Origin of the sequence: Burkholderia sp. Ed8, assembly GCF_040761425.1 — a bacterium.
Lineage (GTDB): Bacteria > Pseudomonadota > Gammaproteobacteria > Burkholderiales > Burkholderiaceae > Burkholderia > Burkholderia seminalis.
Window position 1 is genome coordinate 2656111 of sequence record NZ_CP142886.1, and the last position, 22503, is coordinate 2678613.

The 22503-nt window shown below is 57.9% G+C and carries 19 protein-coding genes and 1 pseudogene; 9 read left to right on the forward strand and 11 right to left on the reverse strand.

Annotated elements, in window-relative coordinates:
• Positions 1–22: 22 nt before the first annotated feature.
• Positions 23–2086, reverse strand: coding sequence for a polyphosphate kinase 1 (gene ppk1 / locus VXM69_RS26145; RefSeq protein ID WP_367189462.1), 2064 nt, complete (start codon positions 2084–2086; stop codon positions 23–25).
• A gap of 279 nt (positions 2087–2365) precedes the next feature.
• Between ppk1 and ppx the strand changes: the two genes are divergently transcribed.
• The gene (gene ppx / locus VXM69_RS26150; RefSeq protein ID WP_343727079.1) at positions 2366–3880 is read left to right on the forward strand and encodes an exopolyphosphatase; all 1515 of its coding nucleotides are present in this window, start codon (positions 2366–2368) and stop codon (positions 3878–3880) included.
• A gap of 91 nt (positions 3881–3971) precedes the next feature.
• Here the strand turns inward: ppx and VXM69_RS26155 are convergent, their stop codons facing one another.
• On the reverse strand, positions 3972–4406 hold the full coding sequence (locus tag VXM69_RS26155) for a hypothetical protein (protein ID WP_049029365.1): 435 nt from the start codon (positions 4404–4406) through the stop codon (positions 3972–3974).
• Positions 4407–4830: 424 nt separating this feature from the next.
• Between VXM69_RS26155 and VXM69_RS26160 the strand changes: the two genes are divergently transcribed.
• The 5 genes from VXM69_RS26160 (at position 4831) to VXM69_RS26180 (ending at position 11522) form a co-directional block, all read left to right on the forward strand.
• Positions 4831–6186, forward strand: coding sequence for a tyrosine-type recombinase/integrase (locus VXM69_RS26160; RefSeq protein ID WP_367189463.1), 1356 nt, complete (start codon positions 4831–4833; stop codon positions 6184–6186).
• A 355-nt stretch (positions 6187–6541) separates the two neighbouring features.
• The gene (locus VXM69_RS26165; RefSeq protein WP_367189464.1) at positions 6542–6958 is read left to right on the forward strand and encodes a helix-turn-helix transcriptional regulator; all 417 of its coding nucleotides are present in this window, start codon (positions 6542–6544) and stop codon (positions 6956–6958) included.
• The gene (locus tag VXM69_RS26170; protein WP_367189466.1) at positions 6955–8550 is read left to right on the forward strand and encodes a hypothetical protein; all 1596 of its coding nucleotides are present in this window, start codon (positions 6955–6957) and stop codon (positions 8548–8550) included. Before VXM69_RS26165 ends, VXM69_RS26170 begins: the two co-directional genes overlap by 4 nt.
• Before the next feature lie 112 nt (positions 8551–8662).
• Entirely contained in the window at positions 8663–9538 is an 876-nt protein-coding gene (locus VXM69_RS26175; protein WP_367189467.1) for a hypothetical protein, read from the forward strand.
• 226 nt (positions 9539–9764) lie between these two features.
• Entirely contained in the window at positions 9765–11522 is a 1758-nt protein-coding gene (locus tag VXM69_RS26180) for a UvrD-helicase domain-containing protein (protein WP_367189468.1), read from the forward strand.
• Between the two features lie 118 nt (positions 11523–11640).
• On the opposite strand, the gene VXM69_RS26185 is transcribed toward VXM69_RS26180, so the two are convergent.
• Positions 11641–12216: a hypothetical protein gene (locus tag VXM69_RS26185; RefSeq protein ID WP_367189469.1), complete on the reverse strand. Its 576-nt coding sequence runs from the start codon at positions 12214–12216 to the stop codon at positions 11641–11643.
• 233 nt (positions 12217–12449) lie between these two features.
• Here VXM69_RS26185 and VXM69_RS26190 point away from each other — a divergent pair, with 233 nt between their 5' ends.
• Positions 12450–12701, forward strand: coding sequence for a helix-turn-helix domain-containing protein (locus VXM69_RS26190; RefSeq protein WP_076839854.1), 252 nt, complete (start codon positions 12450–12452; stop codon positions 12699–12701).
• Positions 12702–12744: 43 nt separating this feature from the next.
• Here the strand turns inward: VXM69_RS26190 and VXM69_RS26195 are convergent, their stop codons facing one another.
• Complete coding sequence (locus VXM69_RS26195) at positions 12745–13383, reverse strand: hypothetical protein (protein ID WP_367189470.1); 639 nt, start codon at positions 13381–13383, stop codon at positions 12745–12747.
• A 16-nt stretch (positions 13384–13399) separates the two neighbouring features.
• Positions 13400–13693, reverse strand: a complete 294-nt coding sequence (locus tag VXM69_RS26200; RefSeq protein WP_367189472.1) for a hypothetical protein — start codon at positions 13691–13693, stop codon at positions 13400–13402.
• Positions 13694–14518: 825 nt separating this feature from the next.
• On the opposite strand from VXM69_RS26200, the pseudogene VXM69_RS26205 reads away from it, so the two are divergent.
• Positions 14519–14671: pseudogene (locus tag VXM69_RS26205) on the forward strand (PAAR domain-containing protein); the annotation flags it as partial.
• A 408-nt stretch (positions 14672–15079) separates the two neighbouring features.
• Here VXM69_RS26205 and VXM69_RS26210 read toward each other — a convergent pair.
• The 6 genes from VXM69_RS26210 to VXM69_RS26235 all read right to left on the reverse strand — a co-directional run bounded on the left by VXM69_RS26210 (position 15080) and on the right by VXM69_RS26235 (position 21332).
• The gene (locus tag VXM69_RS26210; RefSeq protein ID WP_367189473.1) at positions 15080–15874 is read right to left on the reverse strand and encodes a hypothetical protein; all 795 of its coding nucleotides are present in this window, start codon (positions 15872–15874) and stop codon (positions 15080–15082) included.
• A 77-nt stretch (positions 15875–15951) separates the two neighbouring features.
• Positions 15952–17490 (reverse strand): AAA family ATPase, encoded by a 1539-nt coding sequence (locus VXM69_RS26215; protein ID WP_367189474.1) that lies wholly within the window; start codon positions 17488–17490, stop codon positions 15952–15954.
• A 55-nt stretch (positions 17491–17545) separates the two neighbouring features.
• The gene (locus VXM69_RS26220) at positions 17546–18211 is read right to left on the reverse strand and encodes a hypothetical protein (RefSeq protein ID WP_367189475.1); all 666 of its coding nucleotides are present in this window, start codon (positions 18209–18211) and stop codon (positions 17546–17548) included.
• On the reverse strand, positions 18212–18946 hold the full coding sequence (locus VXM69_RS26225; RefSeq protein WP_367189476.1) for a hypothetical protein: 735 nt from the start codon (positions 18944–18946) through the stop codon (positions 18212–18214).
• Positions 18933–20606 carry a class I SAM-dependent DNA methyltransferase gene (locus VXM69_RS26230; protein ID WP_367189477.1) on the reverse strand — a complete coding sequence of 558 codons (1674 nt, stop codon included), beginning with the start codon at positions 20604–20606 and terminating at the stop codon, positions 18933–18935. The genes VXM69_RS26225 and VXM69_RS26230 overlap by 14 nt, the downstream gene beginning before the upstream one ends.
• 150 nt (positions 20607–20756) lie before the next feature.
• Positions 20757–21332: a recombinase family protein gene (locus tag VXM69_RS26235; RefSeq protein WP_367189478.1), complete on the reverse strand. Its 576-nt coding sequence runs from the start codon at positions 21330–21332 to the stop codon at positions 20757–20759.
• Between the two features lie 311 nt (positions 21333–21643).
• Between VXM69_RS26235 and VXM69_RS26240 the strand changes: the two genes are divergently transcribed.
• Entirely contained in the window at positions 21644–22498 is an 855-nt protein-coding gene (locus VXM69_RS26240) for a ParA family protein (RefSeq protein WP_367189479.1), read from the forward strand.
• Positions 22499–22503: the final 5 nt, after the last annotated feature.

The window sequence follows — 22503 nt, forward strand, 5'->3', positions numbered from 1 at the left end:
CGACTGGCGGCGCGCCGACGGCTCACGAGCAGAACTTCGCGAGCAATCCGAGCTGCGCGTTGCGGAGCGTCTTGCCGGCGCGACGGCGGCGGTAGTGGCCGTCGCTGTGCATCTGCCATGCCGACTGGTTGTCGCCGAGACACACCGACAGGCCTTCGGCGATCACGCGCCGCTTGAGCTTGCGCTCGCGGACCGGGAACGCGACTTCGACGCGGCGGAACAGGTTGCGGTCCATCCAGTCGGCGCTCGACAGATAGACGTCCTCGGCGCCGCCCGCATGGAAGTAGTAGATCCGGTGGTGCTCGAGGAAGCGGCCGACGATCGAGCGCACCGTGATGTTTTCCGACAGCCCCGGCACGCCGGGCTTCAGCGCGCAGACGCCGCGCACGATCAGGTCGACCTTCACGCCGGCCTGCGACGCTTCGTACAGCGCGGCGATCACCGACGGCTCCAGCAGCGCGTTCATCTTCGCGACGATGCGCGCACGCTTGCCGGCGCGCGCATTGTCGATTTCCGCGCCGATCGCGTCGACGATGCGCGGGTGCAGCGTGAACGGCGACTGCCACAGCTCGTGCAGCGTGAGCTCGCCGCCGATTCCCGTCAGTTGCTGGAAAACGTGGTGGACGTCCTCGCAGATCTTCTGGTCGGCCGTCATCAGCCCGAAGTCGGTGTAGAGGCGCGCCGTGCGCGGGTGGTAGTTGCCGGTGCCGAGGTGCACGTAGCGGCGCAGCGATGCCTTGCCGCCCTGCACGACGCGCCGCACGATCAGCATCATCTTCGCGTGGCACTTGTGGCCGACCACGCCGTACACGACATGCGCGCCGACGGCTTCGAGCTGCGACGCCCAGTTGATGTTGGTCTCCTCGTCGAAGCGCGCGAGCAGCTCGACGACGACGGTCACTTCCTTGCCGTTGCGCGCGGCTTCCATCAGCGCGTCCATCAGCGGCGAATCGGTGCCGGTGCGGTAGATCGTCTGCTTGATCGCGACGACGCTCGGGTCCCTCGCGGCCTGCTGCAGCAGTTCGAGCACGGGCTGGAAGCTCTCGTACGGGTGGTGCAGCAGGATGTCGCCGTCGTCGATCGCGTCGAACATCGTCGGCGCGTTCGTGATCGCGGCCGGGGTCGACGCGGTGAACGGCGCGAACTTCAGGTCGGGGCGGTCGACGAGATCGGGAATCTGCATCAGCCGCACGAGGTTCACGGAACCGGCCACGCGATAGCAGTCCTTTTCGCCGAGCTCGCTTTCCTCGAGCAGGCGGCGCACGATGTGCGCCGGCGTGTCGGCCGACACTTCGAGACGCACCGCGTTGCCGAGGTGGCGTGCGGGCAGCTCGCCCTGCAGCGCGACGCGCAGGTTCGTGATTTCGTCCTCGTCGACGAACAGCTCGCTGTTGCGCGTGATGCGGAACTGGTTGCAGCTCTTCACGACGAGTTGCGGGAAGAGTTCGCCGACGAAGCGCTGCATGAACGAACTCAGCAGCACGAAGCCGTGCTCGAAGCCCGACAGCGCGTGCGGCATGCGCACGACACGCGGCAGCGCACGCGGCGCCTGCACGATGCCCATCACCGCCTGGCGGCCGAACGCGTCGCGGCCTTCGAGCTCGACGACGAAGTTCAGGCTCTTGTTGAGCACGCGCGGGAACGGGTGGGCCGGATCGAGGCCGATCGGCGTCAGCACGGGCAGCAGCTCGTCGAGGAAGTAGTGCCGCGCCCATTCGAGCTGCTCGTCGTTCCACGTGTCGCTCGCGTGGAAGTAGATGCCTTCCTGTTCGAGCGCGGGCAGCACGGTTTCGTGCAGCATCGTGTACTGTCGATGGACGAGCCGCTGCGCGCGTTCGACGACGAGGTCGTAAGCGTGCTGCAACGACATGCCGTCGGGCGTCAGCGCGCCGGGATTGTCGCGGATCTGTTCCTGAAGGCCGGCCATCCGGACTTCGAAGAATTCGTCGAGGTTGCTGCTGGTGATGCAGATGAAGCGGAGGCGCTCGAGCAACGGGACTTGCGGATCGGCCGCCTGGGCCAGCACGCGCTCGTTGAAACCGAGGATGCCGAGTTCACGATTGAGAAGCGGATAACGGACGGACATCGGCAGAGTAGGGGGCAGTTCAGGCGATGATTCGAAAGGACGCTCGGAAACTCTCACGGTACGATGACGTGCTGATGACAATCATGTATTTATATCGGGAAATTCTACGCCTTAACCATTTCGTCGCATAAATGTTTCGGCTATATGGAATCGAGCAGTGTGCATACCCGTGAAGCGTGGTAACGGCAAGCGTTCCACGCTTAAAATGTCGCCTTTGATTGATCGCCCTGGGTTGCCGGTCCGGCTGCCGCGGGCGACCGCGCACGGAGCCCCCTTCTGATGGTTACAACCCCCCACTTGCTGGCTGCCGTGGATCTCGGCTCGAACAGCTTCCGGCTGATCGTCGGGCGCGTCGAGGAAACGCCGGCGGGCAGCCAGATCTATCCCGTCGACGCGTTGCGCGAGCCGGTTCGGCTGGCCGCGGGCCTGTCGAGCGACAAGATGCTCGATCGCGCGTCGCAGGAGCGTGGCTGGGAGGCGCTCAAGCGGTTCGGCGAGCGCCTGCGCGATTTTCATCCCGACCATGTGCGCGCGGTGGCGACCAACACGCTGCGCGTCGCGAAGAACGCCGCCGAATTTCTCGGCGAGGCCGAAGCGGCGCTCGGTTTCCCGATCGAAGTGATCGCGGGCCGCGAAGAAGCGCGGCTGATCTATGCGGGCGCCGCGCACTCGGTGCCGGCGAGTGCCGGCAAGCGGCTCGTCGTCGACATCGGCGGCGGCTCGACCGAATTCATCATCGGCTCGCACTACACGCCGATCGTGATGGAGAGCCTGTATATCGGCTGCGTGAGCCACAGCCGCAGCTTCTTTCCGGCCGGCAACGTCGACGAATACACGATGCGGCAGGCCGAACTCGCGGCCAAGCGCGAGATCCAGATCATTTCGAGCGAGTACAAGAAGGCCGGCTGGGACCAGGCGATCGGGTCGTCCGGCACTGCGCGTGCGCTCGCGGAACTCGTCGAGGCGAACGGCTTCAACGATCCGGGCATCACGCACGGCATTTCGCGCGGTGGCCTGGAGCGGCTGAAGCGCGCGCTGATCAAGTCGGAGAACGTCAACCGGCTCAAGCTGATCGCGTTGAAGCCCGATCGCGTGCCGGTGCTCGCCGGCGGCCTCGCGATCATGCTCGCGGTGTTCGAGGAGCTCGGCGTCGATTACGTCGATACGACCGACGGCGCGCTGCGCCTCGGCGTGCTGTACGACCTGCTCGGCCGGACGCAGCACGAGGACATGCGCGCGGTGACCGTCGAGGGCTTCACGCGCCGCTACGGCGTCGATCGTGCGCAGGCCGAGCGGATCGGTGCGCTTGCGGTGCGTTTCTACGACGAACTCGAGGAAGACGACGAAGAGGCGCGCGAGGAAGGGCGGATGTTCCTCGGCTGGGCGGCCGCGTTGCACGAGATCGGCCTGTCGATCTCGCACAGCGCGTATCACAAGCATTCGGCCTATATCGCGAGCAATGCGGACATGCCGGGTTTCTCGCGCACCGACCAGGCGCGGCTGGCCGCGCTCGTGCTCGGTCATGCGGGCAAGCTCGGCAAGCTGTCGCAGGCGCGCGACGTCGAGTGGCCGCTGCTGTTCTGCCTGCGGCTCGCGGCGCTGCTGTGCCGGCGCCGGACCGATGCGGGGCTGCCCGACATTGCCGTTTCGCAGATGAAGAAGGGCGGGTACGAAGTGCGCCTGCCGAGCGCGTGGGTCGAGCAGAATCCGTTGACCGACTACAGCCTCAGCCAGGAGGCTGCCGAGTGGGAGAAGGTCGGGATCCCGTATCGCGTGGTGTACACCGGCGCGTAATGGCCGCAAGCGTGGCCTAGAAGCCGTTGATGGGGCGGGAGCGTGGCTGCGGTGGCCTCAGGCGTGCCGCACGACCGTCCTGACGGCTCGCTCAATCCGACGAGCAGACGATCGCGGTCAGAAACGGGAACGCCTGCTTGACGGTCGCGTCGCTGCCGGCCTTGCGCACGGCTTCCTCCACCGCACTCTTCGTGCCGCGTACCACGACGCCGTAGGCCCAGTCGCCGATCGGCGTGCCGTCGCCCGGACGGAAGATCGGGTCGCTCGCTTGATAGCCCAGCACGACATAGACGCCGAAGCCGTACGCCGTCAGCGAGCGGTTCGTGCGGAATGCGTTCACGGAATTCGATTCGACGTGCATCGGCTCCGACTGGATGTCGCCGGCGGCGAGCAGCGGCGCGACGAACTTGTGGCCGGTCGAATGGCAGTCGAGCGCGTCGTCGAGCGCTTTCGCCGACGCGGGGCCGGCGGTCGCGAGCACGAGCAGCGACGCGCAGAGGGCGGTTTTGACGATGTTGTTTTTCATGCGCGGATGCGGGTTGTTCATACGCATTATCGCGTGTTCCCGGAAGTGTCGCGCGCGGGTGCGGGCAGGGCCGGAGCGTTGTCGCGTCGGTGCCCCAATGAATCCCTACAATGAACGGAAGTGCGTGAGCCGGGAATCCGTGCGGGCGGCGCAGGGCCCAGAAACGGAAAAGGGGCTACGGTATTAACCGTAACCCCTTGATTCCTTGGTCGGAGCGATAGGATTCGAACCTACGACCCTCTGATCCCAAATCACTTTTCGTCAAGTCCGAATGGGTTCGATAACGTTCGCGATAGAAAAAAATCCTCTTTGTCTTCAACGCATTACCGGATTATGGTGTTCGTTTGACTTCCGTTTGGTTCGGTTGAATTCGCGCGGAATCCGGTAACATACCGGTAACGCAACGAGGACGGATTAATGGGGCATGGGGAAGCTTACAGTTCGAACAATAGAGTTGGCAAAACGAAAGGACAGGGCGTACTGTCTTTCGGATGGCAACGGCCTGCGCGTTCGCGTCGCGACGGACGGAACGAAGAGTTGGCAGGTCAAATACACGGTCGATGGCAAGGAAACCACCATCACGCTGCCCCGTCGCTACGGGTCAAATACTGACACCGCCCACCTGTCACTTGCCGATGCAAGGCATGAAGCTGCCGCCATTCGCGCTCTGGCACGGAGCGGTGTCGACCATCAGCAGAAAGTCAAAGATGATCTCGAGGCGCAGCGTCGCCAGCGCGAGCACGAGCAATCGGAAGCTAAAACCGTGCAAGACTTGTACGATGCATGGTTCCCGACAATCGCCACGAAGCGAGGCAAGCGCGGCCGAAAAGACGGTGGCAGTGAGATCGCCAGAACATTCGCAAAGTTCGTTCTGAGCGAAATCGGCGGCAAAACACTTACCCAGTTGTACGCGACAGACGTGCGGCCGATTCTTACGCGAATCTCCGATCGCGGCGCGAACAGACAGGCCACGGCTTTACTTGTCGACCTAAAGCAGATGTTTCGCTGGGGCGACCAAAATCAACCGTGGAAGCGCCTCCTTGCAAGTAGCGACATTTTGGCCATCCGAGCCGAGGACATCGTAAGCGGTGGCTACGACCCGGTGCGGGACAACGAGCGGGACCGAGTTTTGAGCGAGGCCGAAATCCGTACACTCGCTCAGCTCATACCGAAAGCCGAACTATCGCTCGCAATCCGTTCCGCGATCTGGATTATGTTGTCTGCAGGGACGCGTGTGGGCGAGACCGTCGCTTCGTGCTGGAAGCATGTCGACCTCGACAACAAATCGTGGCTCATCCCCGCCGAAAACGCGAAGTCCGGCGTTACGCACAATGTGCGAATGTCCGACTTCACGCACTCGCATTTTGCTGCGTTATGGAATTGGCGCGAAAGCCTACCGGAAGAGCTGCGCAGCGAATTTGTATTTCCATCAAGCCGAAACCACCGCGCTGCACTGAACAACCAGACTGTCGGGAAAGCTTTGGCAGATCGACAGCGCCCGGATCGCAAGCCGTTGCCCGGCCGAACCGAGCACACGAACGTATTACTATTGGAAGGTGGGCAATGGAAGTGCCACGATCTGCGGCGAACCTGCGGAACGCTGATGCAGAGTCTCGGAATCGCGGAAAGCATCGTGCATCGATGCCTCAACCACGCCCGAGCGGACAAGCTTGACCGAGTCTACCTGCAGCACGACTATGCAGATGAGATGGCGCATGCGTGGGACGTCTTGGGACAGCGCCTCCAAGTTCTGACCGAACTAACCACGACTCCGGCATAGCATCCAATTTCAGTCCGGCTCCTGATCGAAGAGTGTGGCGGTCGGGTTCTGGCAGGATTGCACGCGTCTTAAAGGATGATACAGTTCTAGCTCTGCCTAACGCGGTCGTCTGTGGATACGATCGATGTTGAGAACCCCGCAGTTTGGGAATCGGGTCGGGCAAAGTATTCCAGGGCTCAGAAGCCCTTTATCACCACCTGCCTTCGCGAAGTCATGCTCGCAGGTGTGCACCATAAGCGCCCAGACGCGCTCACACGTCAGCCTCGTCTTCGTGCGGCTTGGTGTGTGATGGTCGATAAAGGACTTCTCAGCGTCTGGATTACTTTCGAGTCGAACCTCCCTCAAATTGTTTGCCATGGGTTCCAAACACTCTATCGATGGGCCGACGACCAGCGCGGCACCTCTCTATCTTGATTCTTCCGACTCTGTAGGTGACGCGCAGCCGTCTCACAGTGAGGCGATCAATCGCCAAGTGAAACTTGGCGACCTGTCGCGTGAGGCGCGCCGTCAGCTCGACGTAAGCACGTTCACACCTTCCGCTTACGCGACTGAAACGACGTCGGTCAATCGGACCTGGGAGCCGACCATTTCCGACCGCATCGTTCGTCTCCCCGAACTGCTCACCATCCTCCAGATCAGCCGCACAACTGCATACGCATGGCAAAAGGCCGGTCTCTTGCCGCGCTCAGTTGCCCTCGGCCCGCGAGCACGCGGCTGGAAGCTGTCGGAAATCGAACGCTTCATTGCTGCACTCGGCAAGGAGGCGCGATGAGCGTCCGGATCATAACCGACGTGCTCGATGCGGAATTGGCACCAGAGCCGTGCGCCGACGATTATCCCGAACAGCCGGAAAACGCCGGTGCGGCTCAAGTCGTGCAGCCGCCTGCTTTGGAGGTAATCGCAACCGCTTACGATTTGCATGGTCGCGATCCGCGTCGCGTAGTCGATTTCGATCACGCGTCCGGTCGCCGTGTGCGCCGCTTGCTGCCGGAAGGCGTTTTCACGTCGGCTGCTCGGGTTCGCACGGCGCTGATCAAGGCTGGCATGTCGTTCGGCAACTGTTCTTCCAATTCTTCGGCGATCCTCGATGTTGCGATGATGCGACCGAACATGATCGGCATGTATGGGATTCCCTACGGTTGGTCGCGCGGTCAGGATGCTGGGCCGATCTATCGCTTCGGCAATACGGCCTATTCGTCGTCTGGTCCGATTCCCGTTTACGCCGAGGGTCCCGCGCCGGTCGGCAAGCAGGCTAGCGATCCCGATCTGCCGAGGGGAGTGCTGACGGCTGGTCTTTCGCCGTGTTCGGTCATTCTGGTGGCCGCTCACCTCGCGGGGTTGCTGGTGCCGCTGCTTGGTTGTGACCCGCTCGTGATTGTCACATCTGGCGTTTCAGCATTGGACGGAGCGTATATCAACTCGCTCGCGGATTCCGCGTTCGGCACAAAAGCAGCCGCATGGCATGCGCGCTCGTTTGCGAACGGAGGCACACTCGTTTTGCTCGCAACGGCCAAGTCGCGCAAGCTGGCGTTCCAGCGGGTCCGCCCGCTTTGCGATGCAGGCACGGGCGCTGAATGCCCCACTGGCAAGCTCGACTCGACACCGGCTCCTATTACGTTCGTAGTGACCTGCGAACAGGACGCTTCGGGGAATCTCGGCTCCCCCTGTCCGCCGAACGGGTGTGTCGAGATTTCCTTCGATGTGTCGCAGGTCGCTGTCGCTGAAGAGGCAGCGCAATCGTCTTCGGCTTCAAACGCGCCCCTTGATGCAGCTGTAGCGAAGGCGTTCATCGATGCCGTGCTGCGCGCCCCGGAGCGGGTTATTCGTAACGCCGACAAGATGATGCCGAAATTCGTCGACCGCTATCTCGGGATGATGAAGGGTGACCCGAGCGAAGACGCCGTTCGTATCACGGCGTCCGCCTTCGCGTTGCTTCGCTACGCGCTTACGTGCGGGTGTCAGTTCGGAGTCGTTCCGTGGGAGGCGGAAGCTGTCGATGCGGTGATGAATGCGTGCGTGACGCGCTGTGCGGAACGTCATTGCGACCGCAAGTTAGCGTTCGAATGTTACGTGATCGATGCTGTAAAGAAGCTGGCCGATCCGGGCATGGTATGTCAGCGCGCGAAGCTGGTCGAGCGCGAGGTCATGTTCGAGACCGTAAAGGAACGGGAACTCATGTTGATCGAACCTCGAACGTTCGATATGTACATCGCCGCTCACTTCGACAAAACCCGTGTGCTCGATGTGCTCCGCAAGCGTCGACTGCTCGTGACGAATGGCGACGGCGCACAGTACCAGAAGCGCATCGACGGCGGGCGGGCACGCTTCTACGCCGTCGACTTCGCCCACCTCCGGACGTTGTAGGCGAGAAGTGCAAGCGGCTTTACGGCTCGCTTGCGCTTCTCGGTTCGCCTTCATTCCATACCGCGATGGTGTCGCGTGTTCGATGCGACGTCGCCCCGATTCTTCCTGCACCATGAAATCTACGCATCCGAAATCGCATACGAAACGGTCCGTCGAGATTCAGCGCGCACTCGACGCGATCATGAGAAGCGTAACCGGGTTCGATCGGTTGACTTGCTGGATCGATCATCCGGCACCCGACATTCCGGTTTCCATCGTGCAACAGCACTGCGGCGAGATGACGATCACGAACTGCTATTCGCGGCCGTTTCATCCGGTCTGGCAAACGGAGGTCAAGATTTTTCAACCGAGTCGCGAGGCACTGATCGAATTGCACCGAGCGCTTGAGTCGCGTCACCGCGTCCGCATGGGTTACGCCGAGCTGGCATTCGATTGGCTGGTTACCGATCGCGCCGCCGCCGACATGCTCTACCGCTTCATCTTGAAGCATATGCGCGTGCCGTACCTCCGTCACGCAGTCACGTTCGAAGAAGGGACTGCCTATTTCGCGCCGCGCGCAGCGGATGACTTGTCGAAGAATGTGCGCAACGTCGTGCTATATGCCGATCGACCCAGCAAGTTGTGGGCTGCGCGTCAGGCTCACTCCCCGTGCTGTCATCTTGAGCATCGATTCCAAGGTGTCGACACGCTGGCGCAGCGCGGGCTGCTGAGCTTGGAAGACTGCATCCGTTTCGACCATCGGGCGTATTGGGGCGAACATTTGAGGCTGTTCCGGCTGCCGTCGAAAGTCGAGCTCGGCCGCTGGCTCAACCCGGACAGCATCGACGTGTCGGGCACGGCACTCGCAAACCGCGCAGATCGGTTCCTCGATCGCTACAGCCACGGTGACACCTTTGTGCTGCAGGATTGCTGGCGCGAGAACCAGAGCATCGCGAACACGTTGACGCAGATCGACAATGCTTTGTTCTTCATGGATGCGACGCCGTGACAGCGTGACGGGAAGAAGGGTAAGGCAATGATACATATCCCCAATCTTTTCCTCCTTCTCCTTCCTTCACTTCTTTATCCAAACCCATTTCCGTCGACACGTCATGGCGTTTTTCGCATTTTCGGGCCGGTGTTCCCTCGATTTTCCAAGAGAAAATTCACAACCTCCGGACCGAAAACAGCGCGTAGATGCATGTCACGCCGTCACGCGTCACCAGCAAATGATCGTGAAAAATATCCAATTTACCGACGAGCAACTTGCGATCATCAATACGAAAATTCCGCGCTTGTTCGTGTCTGCCTGCGCCGGTAGCGGCAAAACGCACACGTTGAATGCGTGCGTGCGTCGTCAGCTTGATCGTGGCGTGCTCGCCAAGAAAATTCTCGTGCTGTGCTTCTCGAACACGGCTGTCAACGAATTGAAGAAGCGCCTGCCTGATGCCATTACGGTGCGGACGTTCCACTCGTTTTCGCTGGACGTCGTGCGGAGAACTGCCGGTAGTAACGCCGCGCGCCCCGTGGTGCTGTCGCCGCGACGTAGCGTCGCGTTGCTTCAGAAAGCGCTGCTGGCCTGTCGGAAAATATGCCGTGCTGTCCGGGAACGAACAGGCATTGCGCTGCGTACAGATATCGAAACCAGGCGTCTGGCCGCGTTCTTCAAGCGATGCAATGGAAGCGATGAAGTGGCACGACGTCTTGTCGATGACGCTGAATCCGACTTCTCGGACTATGCGGACGTGCTTACGGAATTGCGCATGATCCGGATCGCGTATGAGAAGCGTATCGAGCGCGCTGGCGGGATTGACTATCCGGCCATGCTGCGCCGCGCCTGTTCGGCCATCGAGAATGTTTCGCTGCCGTACACGCATGTCCTCGCGGACGAGGCACAGGATATGGATGCTGCACAGATGCAACTTCTCGTTGGTCTGGCGAAGCGGGTACGCAATTTAGTGATTTTCGGCGACCCAAATCAGGCGGTGTACGGCTTTATTGGCGGCAAAGCGCATGACTTGCGCGAAGTGATCCGTGACGTTGTGACACTGCCTCTTTCTCGGTCATTCCGGCTCACGCACGAAAATGCCGCATTGGCAAACGCGATACTTGGGTATGGCAAGGGGCGTACCGTCGGCGACCGTCACGGCGTCACGCCGTCACTAAAGCAGTGCGGGTCAGTAATCGAGCAAGAAGACGAAGTGGTGAAGTTGATCGGAAGGCTGAAGGAAGACGGTGTATCCGGCAATCGTATTGCTATCCTTAGCCGGACGAAAGCGTCGCTGCGAGCTGTCGAGCAGGCGCTGCTTGCTGCCGGTCACGAAACGGATTCGGTGTATAGCCCTCGGCTGCCCGAGCACGTCAATCGTGCTCTGAACATGCTGTCGCTGGTCCAGGCATGCGTCATTACGGCGAAGGCCGGTCGGAAGCCGAAGCGGCTGTGGAGAACTCGTCGTCTTCGCGAGATTATCGGGAAGGACATTCGACCGACCGTTCTTGATGACTGTCTGCGCATGCTGACGAAGGCATGGCGCATCCCGTCGTTCGAGGGTCGCTACGTCATGGCGACGCGCATTTATCTGCGTCTGGCGAGGGCAACGGGCGATATGCCGAAAAATCTTGCGAGTGAACTGGGGCGCTGGCAAGCGACTAGCCGAAGGTTCAGGACGGTGCGCGCGTTTCGTGAGCACATCGCGATACTTCGCATGCAGGCACCCATCGTCACGTCGTCTATTCACGGAGCAAAGGGAGGTGAGTGGGATTACGTTATCGTGCTCGGCGTGACCGATGGTTCGATTCCGTTCTACCGGGAAATCAAGAGGGGCGACATCGCTGAAGAGCGCAGGCTCTTCTACGTTGCGGTTACGCGGGCGCGCAAGCAGTTGCACCTGTTCCATGCGCCGTATTGTCATGCGCCATCGCGACAGAAGTTTGTCGAACCATCTCGTTTGCTCGACCGCCGTGTGAGAGCGAAGTTGCATTGCGGCGAGTAAAGGCACCGACGCGATAGCCTATGTAAGGCGAGCGAGGTGTTCCTGTACAGGAACACCTCGCTCGCCTTATGTTAAGTCATCCGCTGAGATGACGCAGGCAGCCACAGCATGCGGACGTTTACCATTTTGGACGAACGCACGGCGTTCCGCGCTGGAGGCATGCGTTGTAGTAATCGGAGATTGCTTTTCCTCTATTTGGATCGGTCACGTTGTCTTCGTAGATATCTTGGACCATGGAAGCCGCATAGGCTTGGGCCATTACCGGCAAACCACCCACGAAGGTCATCTGTTGCTCCTCCGTTAGTCCCTTATTGCGGCATCGAATAATCCGTTCCCCCGAGTTGAACTTCGAGTTCGTCAGGTCGGGACACATGCCCGCGATCTTCTTCGCAGCGTCAAGCTGCTGCTGCCCTTGCTGCTGATCGCGCCGCTGCATAGCCTCATATTTCTGCTTGTCATCAGCATCGAGCGGACAGTTGGCGTTGCAAGGTGGGTGCTGCTTCAGATAATCGATCCGTTGCTGTTGAGCTTGCTGCGCCTGCTGCTGGGCGGTGTCCTGCTGCGGCATCAGGTTTTTCACTTCGGTGACGGCATACTGAGCTGAGTGAATTGCCCCAAAAATCTGGTTCATCTGCGCATGCGCAATGGCAGGCGCAATGATGGCAAGAACGATCGAAATTCGCGAAATTCTCATGGTTTCTGGTCTCCGTAGCGAATGGAAGATAGGTCTACAGTCGAATGGAAGTTGTCTGAGCGTCCAAGCGCGCCATTGGCGGAATCAGTGCTGCTTTCGTCATTGAGAGACTCGGCTATCGGCTTCGGGTGGCACAGTCCACGGTCTCTCACCCTCATCGCGGAACTCCCGGACAGCCGTTATGTGATGCAAAGTCCGTAGATGAAAACGCATCATATCGTAAAGATCGGAGCATGTCCGCACCGCTCCGAGGCCCCGATCCCAAAGCCAAACTCGTCTCCCTTCGAGACGTGCTGGCTTACAATGTCCGCGCCAATCGGGTCGAGAAGTCGCTGTCTCAGGAGGAGCTTGGCTTTGCTGCTGGGCTAGACCGCACGTTCATAAGTCAAGTCGAACGCGCTCGCGTGAACGTATCAATCGATAACATCGAGCGATTAGCGATTGCACTCGATATTGACCCGGTTCGATTATTTGAGCGGCCCTAAGCCCTTACAGAAGGCTGCCCAGCGAGGGCGAGACTCGGACGCGCTACGGCGGCTTCCCGCTCCGGATTGAAACTGCGCCGGTGAGCGTGACTTTTCGCTTATCGAACCCAGTGACGTATTGCGCGCACCCGCCCGACCTGCCGCAGCCGCTGTCTGTCCACGTCAGCCGCGCGTTGTAGGCTGCAAGTACGGGTTCAGCTTCGGCGGAATCGACCACCAGCAACGTGTGTCCGTCGAAGGTTCGGCCGATCCTCCGCCCTTCGATGCCGACTGCAAGTGCCGCGTGCAGAGTCGCTCGGCGTGACTGTCGAAACGTCAGGATCACCGGCCGACCGCGCAAAATTTCTTGTTCGCTGAACCGGAGAACGTCTGCGTGCGCTCCTTCGAAGGAGGTCGGGTGTAATCCCCAGTCGAGTTCCCGAATTAGCGCTTGCAGTTCTTCGAGCGATACGCCCGAGAGGTAAAACGGTTGCGCGCGACGCCAGAACTCAGCTTCAGGTGCGCGACGACGCGACGACACATGCACTGGATCGGACAAGCGACCAAGTATCGCGAGCGCCATCGCCGTCGCATGCAGTGCGCAGCCGCCGTCCCAGCAGCCTTGGAAACTGAAGGCTGGGGCATTCGAGCCAACAAGCGTGAGGCGTCGGCCGGCCTGAAGAGCCGGATGGAGTTTCTGCACGGTGGCCTCCATCGGATCAGTACTCACACGGTAGCAAGAGGGTTGTTGCCCGGCGGTCTGCTTCGGTGAGCACCCACAATTTTTCTGGGCGGTCCCCCAATTCGTAGGCGGAGAGGATGCGCGTGCCGTTCACGACGGCCAGATTGTTCGCGCGTGCATCGGCCGAACAGACGACACCCCAATCACCCCGCAAATGGCGTCGCAATAGGTCATCGACATTGGTGCCGGCTCTATCGAGCAGATCAATTGCTCCCGGCGTGGCAAGGACGCGTCCAAGAGGAAACAGATGTTCAAGACCAAGTGCTACCATGATTAGGCATCCAAAGTAATGAAGGCGAGCAAAGGCACCGAACGAATGTTCGAGACCAGGCTCATGGTTGGAAAACCTGAAACGCGATGCGACTACAGGGGGCGTTTCAGGAAAGCAAGGTGCGGCGAAGGGATCGCGGGAACCGTTCAAGGCGCGACGCCCAAGCGGAGCAAGAAGGCGTGGAGGCAACTATGAGGCAGAGGGTAAAAGAACGTGTTTGTGCCCAAAATTCGCCAAAAATCAGCCGCGAACCGCCCCTCGGTGAGTGAAATGTAGCACAAATGACCCAAACCAATAAAAGGGACGGACTGTCCGTGCTCAGTATCGGCACTTGTTACCGATTCAGCTAACTAGTCGTGTTCCGGACGCTCTTCGGATAGGAGAATGGCCCTCTGACCCGTTTTCCGAGCCACCAGCGGCTTCGATTTGCCCCGGATAGGGGTTGGGTAGCGTGCGGTCACTCATCGGCGCTACGACTCTGATTTTCGGGCGAAAGAATATTGAAATAAATGCTGCAATGCAGCAATCACCGAGTCGGCCCATTTCGGGGCAGGAAAACGAGCAATTTTGCTCAATTTTTAAGCAAACGAGGTCGTTTCAGGTAATTTGTATCCCGAAGATTAGGGCGGGATTGCGTCGAACCTTGTTTTTGCCTGCCGTAGCCTATCCAAATCTGAGTTTTCTTCGATCCACGCCGTTACCGGTTCATGGCTGGATATATGCCTCGCCTGTTTGCGTTATCAGCAGACAAATGATGTACAGTGGCGAGCGTCTCAGCATCCGGCAAAACCAATGAGCGCATTTATCGTTGAAGGCGACACGACCTCCCACGGCGGAAAGGTATTCGGCTGCGCCTCGATCAGCATAATTAACGGCAAGCGAATCGCGCGACTGGGAGACATGGTGTCTTGTCCCAAATGCGGCGGCGCATACCCGATTGTCACGAGCAAAAATCCCGGCATGGACATGAACGGTCGTCCAAGGCTACGCGAAATTCGAGTGCATCGTTTTGACAGCCTTCAGCGAGGTACTGTCAACGGCGACGCCCCGGTGTACAACACTAAGGAGTCGACCGCTACTTGGCTTCGCAGGTTTGAAGTCGACGACGAAAAACTGCTTGCTGCAAAAGCCGCTGTCCTCCATACCTCACGTCTCTCGGCAGCCAACGCATTACCAAATCCGCTCTGAACTCCGGATACGTAGGCCGTAGAAAACGACGACAAACACGCTTATTTCTCTACTCGGAAGCAAGGCGGTGAGACGTAAGCATATGAAACTTTGATCCCAAAGCGGGCGTCGGCGAGCAAGGGTGATTTTGCGATCTGTCCGGTACGGGGGCTTCATCGAGAACACCCCCGATAACCGTACGAATGTGTAGTGTTGCGACTAGCGCAGGTTGTTCGCTGACGGCCCAGTAACAATTGACCGGAACCCACCTTGAAGAAACCAGTCAGAATCGTGAAGTGCCTGATATACAGCAGCCTGCCATGAGTTGCGTACGACGTGTCGTCGATTGTCCGCCATATTTGAGCAATAACTCTTTAGCGCGGTGGCCGCTCCTGCCGAGTAAACCGTCGAGATGTCGTAATAGATATTATTTAGCTCGACTGCAGCGTGGGTGGTGTATAGCGTGGAAAGGCCAAACGTTTTGAAGTGGGATTTTACGATATCACTCTTGATCTTCGGCCAGGTTGCCGGCGGCTGCGCAAAAAAATTAATCGTGGGCGGCGTTGTTTCAATCACACGTCCGAAAAGCCATACCTCATCATCTACCGCATGAAAATATGGATGAATGGTCAATTCGCCAGCGACGCTAGCCCGTCGGACAAGCGTATCGCTGTTACAGTCCTTACAAGACGGCACGAGATTCGATGGTGTTATCGCAAGTGCTGGGTGAGTCGACTTTGAAAGATGATGATCTAGGGTGGAAACCGTGCGTTGATTACACAGCGGACAAATCCCTCCCGGCGCAGCGAGTTTCAATTTTTCGTAAATATTTCTCGTTCTCGCGCTCTTCACAAACGTATTTTCGTATAACGCCCTCATTTCATTTGGGCTCACGCACCCCTGCCAGTTTTTGCTTTCTGGTATCGCGAAAAGGTTCCACTGGGCTGCCTCGCGTTGATAATCTCCTTCCATTGTGGAAAGCTGGGGCGATAAGGTCTGCAACCGCTTTTTCAAGCCGATGTCTCTAACGCTTTTGACGCACAGGCTCGCGACAGTCGCGACGTCATCGGTTGGCTGAGGCACTGGACGCATCAAACTCCCCCGCCATTTCGGTTTGCGACAAGCCCCATTGCTATTGCTCTACCTTCTGCACCTAATCGATTTTGAAGAGCGCCAAGAACGTCCTCGTAGCCGCGATTACCATCATTCACAAGTGAATTAAGCGTCTGATGAAAACCTGTCGTCGTAACCTCGAGTCCGAATACTTCTCGCGTAAGCACGCCGACGTTTTCGCCGAACGTCTCGATTGCAGGACGCTCGGCCGTCGACTCTGAACCGGCGCGACGCAGCATCCAGACACAGGAGTTTGGTACTTCTTGAAGAACAACGGGCGAATGCGTCGCGATGATCGCTACACCATTTCTCTGGACTAGCAGATCACCTAGGCTTCGTATGAACGCTGACAGCAGCGGGGGATGGAGATGTCCCTCGGGTTCATCTAGCAAAACAAGTGTGCGTTCATCGACCAACTCGACAAGTCTGGTAATAGTGAGCAAAACAATCTTATGCCCGGAGCTTAATCGCCCGAAAAATTTTTCAGCGTCACGTCGCCAATCTTCATCTCCTAGATCGAGCAGCAGCAGCGCGTTTGCCTCCGCAAACAGGGGATCGTTTGAGAGAGTTTCAACCGCTTTTCGCCAACGTTGAGCTCTTAATCCGCGCCTACAAGTTGCAAAACTAGTCGTGAAATCTGCCGCGAGTTGCGGTGGCGTACTAACGCGCACTTCCTTTGTATCAGGTATCGTGTATCGAAGTCCAACCATGGTTGCCCGCATTCCTGATGGGGCCTCGGGGAGGTCGAAATTATCAAATGCGCTGAAGGAAACAGATACTAGGTTGGAGAAAGACCAATCGTCATCGTGCTCGCGAAGCGGCAGCACCGATCCTGCCGGCTTTTCGCTGTCCTGCACGCCTAGCAGCGCGCGGCCAATATTTTGCATGCATGTCGTCTTGCCAACACCATTTCTGCCGATGAGCACATGTACGTTCGTAGGAGGTAGTGAGCCGGGTTCAACTTCAAATGAGATCGAATGGGAATCTGACGTACTGGCCGCCTTGGGAAACTCATACCGAAAACGGAATGACGTTAATACCGCATCTCCATGCGCAAGCCGGTGAAAGCGAGATTTGACATTTTCAGCGGGCACACTTCTCAGCAAAGATTCCTGCATGACCTCTTCGCCTTTCGCAAGCTCAAATAGCGTAAGGTTATAAGCCACATCGTTCAATGCTGTCAGGAGTGATTGCCGAATCGCAGGATCAAGCTTGCCGAGCGTTTCATAGTACGTCTCGTTTTGCCCGAGTGAGAAAAATTCCAGAGGGAGTGATTCAAAAACACCCGGTGGAGAGGGGGCCCGAGTATTTTCAGCAATCTGATTCCCCGCTTTCAGGCCGAACTTTCCGATTTTGACGTCGCCGGGATAGTGCTTTTGACCCTGCTCATCAATTACCACAAGGGCGAATTGCGTTCGAAATTTACCCCAGTCGTCCCATCTATCGTCGACAAGGAAAGCAGCCACACCTTGACCTGCATTTACTTCTAGATTTGAGTCAACAACAAAGATTTGCATCGTGGGTACCTTTGGTTATTCTTTGCTTTGTCAACGTTGATCGGATGAAGTGAACTCACCGATCTACTCGAAATGCCGGTAGCGCCAGCAAGCGAATAACGACGCTGATTGCGAAACTGGCGTCGATGGACAAATGAAGTTCGGCGGGTTGCATTGTCTCGACTACTCGATGCGAAAGGTTCGCGGGATCGTCAAAATGTCGGAAATGGGAGAGTGGGTTGCGCATTCCCATGAGGCGTCGTAAATCATCTGCATCCTCCTTGGCGATCATGCTCTCTTCCACACATCGTCTGAGCGTTTCCTGAAACGAAATGCGGTCAGGAAGCTTTCCGCCCCCCATCGACAGCGACAGGTATCCAGCAAGCACATGTTCGGCCAAGCCCTGACACAGCAGGACTGTCGCCACATAGTTTCCATGTATGAAACTGGTGCGAGCCTCGGACCAAGCGAACGAGGAAATTTCGCCTCCGGGGAGCATGGTTGCTACCGCACCGAGGACAGTAGAAAGGTCCGCGAGTTGGTGAAAACGCGCTACCTTCCCCTTTAGATCATCGTGCAAGTCTGCTAACAGGTCCCGCGTAAGATCCAAGTCGCTGACGGGTGACAGCAACGATAACTGGGCGTTTTCGCTCATAGCGCCTCCGCTACCCAAATGGGAATCGGGAATCGTCCCAAGGTTCTCGTCGGAATAGCTGAAGGATCGCAATGCTTCGAGCGTCACTTAGCTTGCCCTAACCAGTTTCCCATCCACAAATTCGTAGAAGTCGGGGTTCCGTTGTGCTACCAGTCGAAGCAAATCGTCCAATACAACTTCAAGCGAAACTGGAGTGTCGGGCTTTCCGACCTCAAAGGCCCTGATTTCCACGCTGGCCGGCGATGCCTCAAGCAATAGTACGTAAAATTTCTCGAACTGCTCTTCTCGGCCAGCCGGGTCCGATCGACCAGTAAACAACTGCAGGCGTGCGTGAGCGTTCAGGAATGTCGAGCGACGCGTCTTGGTATGGTCGGATTCCGCGCCTTTATCGAGAAAGAAAAACGCGCCAAGCACGGCGTAGGGAAATCTGCGATGGAGCGTCATTGCTTCCATCAACATGTCGCCACGCCTGTTGACGAGATTTTTCTGAAAATTCTTCGTTTTCGAATCGCGGAAATTTATTGTCTTAACCGAGATGCCAAGCAGCAACCCTGATTCTTCGGTCGCCCACGTTACATCAACCTTCTTTGCGCCGAGTCCCCCGGCCATACGGCGTTCGGCCCCCGAGTCGCCGATTTCGCCCTCCCCAGCCGGGCGCGCCCCTTTCAGGCTCCGATGTCGTAGCTCATCCGCAATTGCCAGCGCAACTTTTTGAGATACCAGCTCGCTGTATCGCTTTTTTGCATCCGGCTTTGCGGAGTCAGCAGGCTTCGTTGGCAGAAGCTTCAGTGCTTCTGTCAGCAGATCATCAATCCTCGCCACCTTGTTTGCGTCCTCTTGTATGCCTTCTTTGCAAGAGAGTCTCGCGAGCTTGCTTGAGCGCCCCGATCTGCTCCTCGCTAAACCCCAGTTGGTCGCCTAATATAACCCGATCGATGATGTCGATGGCTGGATTGATGTCGTTTTTTCTCATCAGGCCGGATACTTGGCTGTGGAGTAGTGACAGTCGCTCTCTGACTGCGTCTACCGTTGCAAAGGACGGCAACGGTATGGCGTCTGCTTCCGTCGGCTCATGCTTCAGCATGCCGCCGCCATAGGCGCGTCCAACGATCTCAGCTCCAAGCAAAGTTAAACTGTTCAATGCCGCAAGAGGTAAAGCTTCCTGACCGAGTTCTCTTCGTGTTTCAACTAGCTTGATCCCATAAAGCGAGTTGAGCAAATGTACGCCGGCTCCATTTCGGATAAAGCGAACGCGATCGTGATTCATATAGGCAAAAAGTAGATCGGGCCGATCAACAAGCGGCACTTGCCACCATGGGTCGCGTACGGAGCACTTATATGCCTTATGAATTTTCAGCTTTTTGCCGGTTTCGATGTATTGCTTGGCTGCTTCCGACGGTTGTGACTTGGGGGCAAACAGATAGCAACTGTCGCCCGCATCGGCTAACGCTTCCCATGCACTTTCGCTAAATGTCAAGCCGCGCAAGTGCCTCGATCCAGGTGGGGATATCCGCAAAATCTCTTGCGACGACAACTTGAGCTTTGCTACTTGTTGCTTGGTCAGCGTGAAGAATTTGTTTCCGCCGGTGACAGCCCCGAGGTAGGTCTTGCCCCAATCCCGTACGGTCTCGAATCCGCCACTCGCGAGCGAGCGCTCGTACACCTCAATCGCGTCGTGTGACAGAAGAGCCGGGGTCCACTTCTCATCTTCGCGTGGAGTGAAGCCAGTCCATGTAGCCGAAGCAATGTTTGCCAGGTCCTGAGCATTGCGCGCCTGAAATACCTCAAAGCTTGTCGCTCCGCCGCTGCCTTCCGCCAGCAGCAGAACCACTTCTTCCAGAACACCCGGAAACACCAAGTCCTCAAACAAGACGAGGCGTACGCTGCGGAAACGCTTCAGAAGAAACGAGCGGACTTGCGCAGCGTATTTGACGGACAGCAGCTCCGCAGGAAGTACTAAGCCAAGGCGTCCCTCGGGCTTCAGGAATGCCGCCGCGTGGACCGTGAAGGCCGCCCATGAACTCGCGAGTTGTGTGAGGCGAACACCTTGGCGCAGCGCGGCTTCCAAGGATCGTGCGCGAGCTGCCCCGGAAAACTGCTGATATCGCACATACGGCGGATTGCCAATTACTACGTCGTACCTGGGGGCAGCCTCGTGCTCGAAGAAATCACCCGTGGTCAGTCGAGATGAGTAGCCATTCGCGGAGAGATAGCCCCGCGCCATGGCAACTGAGCCTTCGTGGATGTCCATCCCATGCAGTTGATCCGCGAGTTGAAGCTCTAGTGCGCCTAGTGCGCAGACCCTTTGAGCAGCCGGCAACAGAAATGCGGCATCACCGCACGACGGTTCTAGAACAAGATCGTCACTGGTGCGAATGGCCCAGTTACTGACAAATTTGGCGATCTCGGGCGGGGTAAAGAAAGCCCCCCGCGCTTTTCGGGCTTCAGGGGTGTCTACAAGTTGAAGCTCGGTTGCCTTCATATGCTGGTGAGTCGTCGAAGAGTGCGGTGAGAGGGCGGGCAAGCCCGGCCGAATTATAACGTGCGGCACCTGTATATGCGTACAGTATTTGGCGATTTCTGGGATATTGCGTCAGGTCAAGCTGGGGTGCGCGAGAATGACGGACGGCAGTCAGTGCGGACGAGCGATTTTCAGCACAGTGGGGTGAGAAACGGCGTATTCCTTGGCCAGTCCACGGGCAGTAGCCCCTGCTGCAAGCTTGTTCCGAATCTCATCCTTCTGTTCCGGCGTTAGGGCATCCTTGCGCCCCAGTTTCTTGCCCTCGGCTTTCGCGCGCGCCAGTCCCGCATGTGTGCGCTCGATGAGCAGGTCGCGCTCGAACTGAGAAACAGCTGCGAGCACCGTCATGTGTAGCTTTCCGGATGCGCTGGTCAGATCGACACCCTTGAGCGCAAGACAATGGACGTGAACGCCCATCTCGGCCAGCCGCTCGACGGTCGCGAGCACGTCGGTTGTGTTGCGGCCGAGTCGGTCTAGCTTAGTAACGACGAGCGTATCGCCATCGTCCAACCGTTCCAATAACTTTGAGAAGCCGGGGCGCTCGGCGGTCGGCACGCTGCCGGAAATGGTCTCCGTAACCGTGTGGCGGGGCTGAATGGCGAAACCCGCGCTACTGGCTTCCAGCAGTTGATTGTCGGTAGTCTGCTCGGCCGTGGACACGCGAGCGTAGAGGAACGTGCGGGACATGATTTCACCGGTAAACAAACGTGGAAATCATATTATACGGTAATAAATTACCCCGGCTGGGATTGATTACCGCTGCCGGGGTGGTTCTCACGGCGGTCAGAAACCGGACGTTTGTTGACCGGCGTGTCAAGCCGCCATGGCGGCTGATAGCGACGGATGGGGGTGTGTCGGCAAAGGGGAGGGTGGTAAGCTGTTATCGCTTGAAAGACTCGGGCGAAGTTGGTCGGCCTAGTTCTCGGGGGCAGTATCGCTGGACGCTACGGCGGTTTCAAAAATTTCTAACGCTACAGAAAATAATAGAGGAACCAGACGTGACCGTTACTGTATCTTTGATAAACATGAAGGGCGGGGTTGGAAAGACGACACTTGCTTTCAATCTTGCTTGGTTTTGTGCGTGGCGCGCCAACATGCGTGTATTGGCGATCGATCTTGATCCACAGGCGAACTTGAGCCAGTACTTCATGGGGGCTGAGAAATACCTAGAATATCTGGACTCTGAGAAGGCGACGGTCGTTGATATCTTTGAGCAATTTTCGGCTCCGAAGCCCGCGAAGGGGGCGCCAACCTTGCTTGATCCAGGCGATGTCATTCATCGTCTCCACCATTGGCAGCAAGATGGTAGTTTGTTGGACTTGATTCCGTCGCGTCTGGAACTCGCGTGGACACTCAAAAATCCTACGGAGAAGGCGCATCTTCTTCCACAGTTCTTGGCCAAGGTAAGTGGCGACTACGATCTGATCCTTATTGATTGCGCACCTACCGAATCTATTCTGACTACAGCCGCTTACCGATCTAGTCGATATGTTGTCGTGCCGGTTAAGCCTGAGTTTCTCGCAACGATTGGTTTGCCCTTGCTTGCGCGCTCGTTGGAAGAATTCCGACTAATGCATCAGGACCAAACGTTAGAAATGGCCGGGATCATTTTCAATGATCTCCGCAGGACTGGCACACCGCCCGAGCAAAAAAAATCGCGGTCCGACGTTAAGAAGCTTGCAAACACCTTCGGTTGGCCTGTTTTCGATGAAGCTGCGCACCACTCGGATTCGTACCCTGCTGGATCGCGGCAAGGGTGGCCAATCTTCTTGACTGACCATGCGCGTGACTACGTGAAGGATGAGTTTGCCAATGTTGGTAATAAGTTCTTGGAGGCAATTGGAGCAAAATGAGGAAA